Below are 4,674 nucleotides of genomic sequence, written 5' to 3'. Positions count from 1 at the left end.
CTATCTTTTCATTCCACAAGGAAGGAATGTAACACAGGGCTGTTGAAAAAACAATAAGGACGGCCCTTGCGGAGCAAATATGCATAACCCCCAATCCGCACCTCTCATGGTGGGCAACCGCATGGTAGGCCGAATCGCCGACGACCGCTACGGCGATCCAGTGCCTGTTCCTGACGATCCCGATCTTCATGCCTATACTTGTTTCCAGCATCCCTACCGAGATGAAGCCGTTCATGGCCTCGAAGGCTGCATGCATCAGGGCATGCATCTCGTTGGAATTCTTCCTGACGATCTCACCGTTCAGAGCGGCCCCGACCACGGCCCTGGTGATCTTCTGGGGCAGGTCCCCGGCAAGTCCACCGACCTCGGTCGCCACGGCTTTCCAGCCGAAATTGATGATCTGCTCCTTGAGGATTCTCTCCTCCTCCTGACCCGTCGTGGAAGCGAGAATGAGAGCGGACCGACCTATCTGGCTGTCGTCAGTAAGGGTTATGACCACCGACAGTTCCATCATCCTTCGCCCTTGGACTGCATCATCACAGGGCGCATCCCGGGACGTCCTGTCCGGTGCGTCTTCCTGTTCCACTCCGCTTTTCCTTACCAAACCCCATAACTCCCGCATTATCGTATAATCCCCCCGGATCGTACGGAGGTCAATGACCCGCCTCCCGGGCCCGTCAAAAGTTTTCTTTATAAGTATATACTAATGGCGAGCGAGCGGGTAATATAGGTCAGTATCGACCGATATCGGCTAGGATAGAGGCCGTTCCATAAACTTGAACCCTTCATATTTTTTGTTTAAAATTGAAGCCGTATTGAATAGCCCGTTTATGCAGTCCTCCAGGGAGGTGATTTCCAGACTCAGCCTTGCGGGACATGTCACCTGTATGGATGCCAGTATCTGATAAAACAGAGGAGGCGATTTTTTCATGAAAAAGATCCTTGCGCTAGCCCTGGTTATGGTTATGGCCCTGGCGGCGGGCGCCTCGGCCCAGACCTTCCTGTCCCTCGCCACGGGGGGCACGGGCGGGACCTACTATCCCATAGGCGGCGGCATGGCCGACGTGATCAGTAAAGCCCTTCCGGATGTCCAGGTGACCGCGGAGACAGGCAACGCGTCCCAGGCAAACCTGAACCTGATCGGCACCCACCAGATCGAGATGGCCATGGTCCAGAACGACGTCGCGGCCTTCGCCTACGAGGGCAAGTTCATGTTTCAGTCACCCTACAAGAACGTCCGGGCCATCGCTTCTCTCTATCCCGAAACGGTCCAGGCCATAGCCATGAAGAAGTCCGGAGTGACATCCATCCGCGACCTGCCGGGCAAGAGAGTCTCCGTAGGGGCTCCTGGTTCCGGTGTCCAGGTTGACGTCTCTCTCATTTTTAAATCCCTGGGCTACAAATACTCCGATGTCAACGCCGATTTCCTCGATTTCAACCTGACCACCGAGAGGATGAAGGATGGGCAGCTCGATGTTGGTTTCGTCGTCGCCGGTTATCCTACGGCTTCGATAATGGACTTAGCGACGTTGCATGACATGACCCTCATCGAGTTCGATGATGCAATGATCGAGGATCTCCATGCCGAGTTCCCCTTCTTTGTCAAGGATGTCGTCCCTGCCGGCACCTACCGGGGAGTCGACAAGGACGTCCAGACTGTGGCGGTTCAAGCCATGTGGGTCTGCGACGCTGACCTCCCGGAGAACCTTGTCTACAGGATCACCAAAGCCTTCTGGGAGAACATCGCCGATGTACAGAAAGTCCACGCCAAGGGACAGCTGATTACCCTCGACACCGCTCTCGATGGCATCTCTGTGCCGATGCATCCTGGCGCGGCCAGGTACTATCGTGAGATAGGCATGAAGGTCCCCACGTTTTAGGCTTGATTCCCCCGTGGAGAAAACCTTCGGGGCAACTGCCGACAAACAAAGGGCGGCACCTTGGGGTGCCGCCCTTTTATCTCAACGTTTTTTCGGTTTAAAGTTTCTGGACGTTCGCGGCCTGGGGACCCTTGGTCCCTTCGGTAATTTCGAAGGAAACCGCCTGGCCCTCCGCGAGTGACTTGAAGCCTTCACCTTCGATGGCGCTGAAATGTACGAAAACATCTTTCCCGTCGTCGGTAGTGATGAATCCATACCCCTTAGCGTCGTTGAACCATTTCACTGTACCCTGTGTTGTCAAAATCCTGCCTCCCATTTCTTCTGTTGCCAGAAAGTGTTTTCGGTGGCTTTCGCCACCGTGGCGAACAATAGGGCATCCTAAAGGATTTGTCAAGTTGCTGGGCGACACCACCGCTCTATCCGACCGTCATGCCATCGGAGCTCGTTCCTTTGAAGGGTAATGCCCACGTCGCCCAGTACACCATGAATGCCTCTTTTTTTCAAAAAAGGGTTCCTCGTCCAAAAGCGGCCGTTCTACGGTTTTAACTCCACCAGCACCGTCGTCCCCGGTTTTACCACCCAACCCGAAGGTAAACCGGTGAACCAGGCGAACCTCTCGACAGGTCTCGGGGAGGCACCCGGGTATACCACCAGGATATAGCAGTTACCCACGCTGTCGATCAGGTGGGTAACACCGAAGGGTTGGAGACCGGGGGGACTGATCCTTCGAAACCAGCCTCCGAAATAATTCTCCCATTCCCCCATCCGGAAGGAAGTCCTTTCCTCACCGGAGAGAACCTCGTCCCGTCCCTTAGGAGGAAGCCCCCTCCTTTCGGGCGTGTCTTCCCAGGGATACCATCTTGGAGGGTCCGCCGGGGCGGGCACCCCAGAGGAGGGCTCCAGGCTGTACCAGTGACCGAAGACATCGGCGAAATACCGGATTGCGCCGTCTTTATCAGGAGCTACTGCCTCTCTGAACCATCGGCTCCCGTCGAAGAACCAGGCCCCCCAACAAGGTCCTCTTCCCGAAGCTTCTTCAGGGAAAAGGGGCTGTTCGAACCATTGCTGGGCGAAAAGGGCAACCTGAGTGGCCAGAATGAATGAAAGCAAAAGGACTGCAGAAAAGGTAGTTTTGCCTTTCATAAGGGGCACACCTCCTTACCGGAGTTGTGTTATGTCCCTCGCAGGATGCCCGTATCATACCAGAGTGGAGGCAGGATTGCGCCTTGACAAAGGCTAGAGGGTTGTCACGGCAGGCCCGGGGGCTTGCCGTCAGGGGTCGACGATCTTCCCCGGGTTGAGGATGAAGTGGGGATCGAACACCCTTTTTATCCCCCTGATAAGTTCCATCTGGGTCTTGTCGAGGAACATCCCAAGATAGGCCTTTCGCTTAAGTCCCACGCCATGCTCCCCGGAAAGAGTGCCGCCAAGGTCCCTGGTCGAACGGTAAAGATCCTCCCTGGCCCTGATGCCCTCTGTCACTCTGGACACAATTTCGAACAGATCGCCGCAGAGACTGATTATCCGCCATCCTAAAGATTGAGGACTCCCGGACCCTTGTTGATGGCTACTACGAGTTCGGTGGTTTGCATCCCGGCAAGGTGTTGAACCGACCCTGAGATTTCCACGGCGAAATAAACTTTCGGGGCAACCACTTTTCCGCTAAGACCCACCTGGTGAAAGTAGCCAATCCATTTATTGTCCACCGCCGCCCGGCTGGCCCCTACCTCCCCATCCAGAAGGCCGGCCCGTTCTGCGAGAAGACCTAAATTATCCTCTTTTTTCATACCCTTGCCACCGGAAACGATTATATTCTGGTCCTGGATGTTGACGTCATCCTCCTGAAAACGCTCATGTACAAGGAGTTTGATCCGGCTCTCGAAGCATTAATCCGTAAAGGTGATCGCTGTTACATAGCCCCTTCTGTCGGAATTCGGGGCCGGGATGGCAAGGGTCCCAAGTTTGACGGTACCCTTATCGCCGGTAAAGATAAGGTCATAGGAGCCGATTTTTTAGCACACGGCCGCCAATGCCTGGACCGTGGCATAGGCATCCGAAGCCGCGAAATGGGGGTCCACGTCATCGGCTCCAAGGGCCAGTACCTCGCTGAGAGCGGCTTCTGCCTGGGAGGGGGCCCATCAACAGGGCGGTAACTTTACCGCCCCTTAAAGAACGAATTACTAAGGCCTTTTGAAGGGCATGAAGGTCCAGTGAATTTATTATCGTCCCCGCCCCTTCTCGAATCATCGTCCCTGTCTCCTCATCCATTCGAACATCGTCCAAGCCGGGCACCTGTTTGATCAACAGGGCAATACGCACTGGGTCGCATCCTTGCAAATGATCTGAAGGCTCCTTTTAAAAAAACCGGCTCCTCCTCCGGAGAGAGCCGGTAGCGGCGATCGAAGAAATTTGGCGTGCCCGTCGGGATTTGAACCCGAGACCTTCGGCTCCGGAGGCCGACGCTCTATCCAGCTGAGCTACGGACACACATCCGCGGCGCCTAGGTTAACGCCCCTGACACGATGTTGTCAAGGGGACCTTGTCTCCCGCTACCTATCGTCAACAGACCCGCTTCTCATCTTCTGAAGGACACTATCGTCACCCCACAGCCTCCCTCGCTGGCGTGGCCCAGCCGGAAATCGGCGACATAGGGCAAACCACGGCAGAGGGAGTGGACCTCCCTCCTGAGTATCCCTTCTCCCCTCCCGTGGATAATGACTACTTCGCCGTACCCGGCGCGGAAAGCCCTGTCAAGGTACACCTCCATCTCGGGTATGGCTTCATCTACGGTCAT

Annotated in this window: 8 protein-coding genes and 1 tRNA gene; 1 reads left to right on the top strand and 8 read right to left on the bottom strand. The window is 55.6% G+C overall.

Features of this window, described 5'->3' with window-relative positions; genetic code table 11:
- A partial coding sequence (locus GX108_02720) for a hypothetical protein (protein NLO55961.1) occupies nucleotides 1-514 on the bottom strand: 514 nt, incomplete at its 3' end.
- Between the two features lie 415 nt (nucleotides 515-929).
- Between GX108_02720 and GX108_02715 the strand changes: the two genes are divergently transcribed.
- Nucleotides 930-1,880 (top strand): TAXI family TRAP transporter solute-binding subunit, encoded by a 951-nt coding sequence (locus GX108_02715; protein ID NLO55960.1) that lies wholly within the window; start codon nucleotides 930-932, stop codon nucleotides 1,878-1,880.
- A 97-nt stretch (nucleotides 1,881-1,977) separates the two neighbouring features.
- On the opposite strand, the gene GX108_02710 is transcribed toward GX108_02715, so the two are convergent.
- From GX108_02710 to GX108_02680, 7 genes are all read right to left on the bottom strand, one after another.
- Nucleotides 1,978-2,196 carry a cold shock domain-containing protein gene (locus GX108_02710; protein NLO55959.1) on the bottom strand — a complete coding sequence of 73 codons (219 nt, stop codon included), beginning with the start codon at nucleotides 2,194-2,196 and terminating at the stop codon, nucleotides 1,978-1,980.
- 218 nt (nucleotides 2,197-2,414) lie between these two features.
- Nucleotides 2,415-3,023 (bottom strand): hypothetical protein, encoded by a 609-nt coding sequence (locus GX108_02705; GenBank protein ID NLO55958.1) that lies wholly within the window; start codon nucleotides 3,021-3,023, stop codon nucleotides 2,415-2,417.
- Between the two features lie 129 nt (nucleotides 3,024-3,152).
- Nucleotides 3,153-3,404: a hypothetical protein gene (locus GX108_02700; GenBank protein ID NLO55957.1), complete on the bottom strand. Its 252-nt coding sequence runs from the start codon at nucleotides 3,402-3,404 to the stop codon at nucleotides 3,153-3,155.
- An 8-nt stretch (nucleotides 3,405-3,412) separates the two neighbouring features.
- Nucleotides 3,413-3,667 carry a hypothetical protein gene (locus GX108_02695; GenBank protein ID NLO55956.1) on the bottom strand — a complete coding sequence of 85 codons (255 nt, stop codon included), beginning with the start codon at nucleotides 3,665-3,667 and terminating at the stop codon, nucleotides 3,413-3,415.
- Nucleotides 3,668-3,959: 292 nt separating this feature from the next.
- The gene (locus GX108_02690; GenBank protein ID NLO55955.1) at nucleotides 3,960-4,148 is read right to left on the bottom strand and encodes a hypothetical protein; all 189 of its coding nucleotides are present in this window, start codon (nucleotides 4,146-4,148) and stop codon (nucleotides 3,960-3,962) included.
- Between the two features lie 142 nt (nucleotides 4,149-4,290).
- Nucleotides 4,291-4,367: transfer RNA gene (locus tag GX108_02685), tRNA-Arg, on the bottom strand.
- Nucleotides 4,368-4,455: 88 nt separating this feature from the next.
- On the bottom strand, nucleotides 4,456-4,674 hold a 219-nt coding region (locus tag GX108_02680; protein ID NLO55954.1), incomplete at its 5' end, for a hypothetical protein.

This window comes from Thermovirga sp. (genome assembly GCA_012523215.1).
GTDB lineage: Bacteria > Synergistota > Synergistia > Synergistales > Thermovirgaceae > 58-81.
The sequence above is the reverse complement of the archived record's forward strand: the minus strand, read 5'-3'. Positions and strand labels throughout refer to the sequence as shown.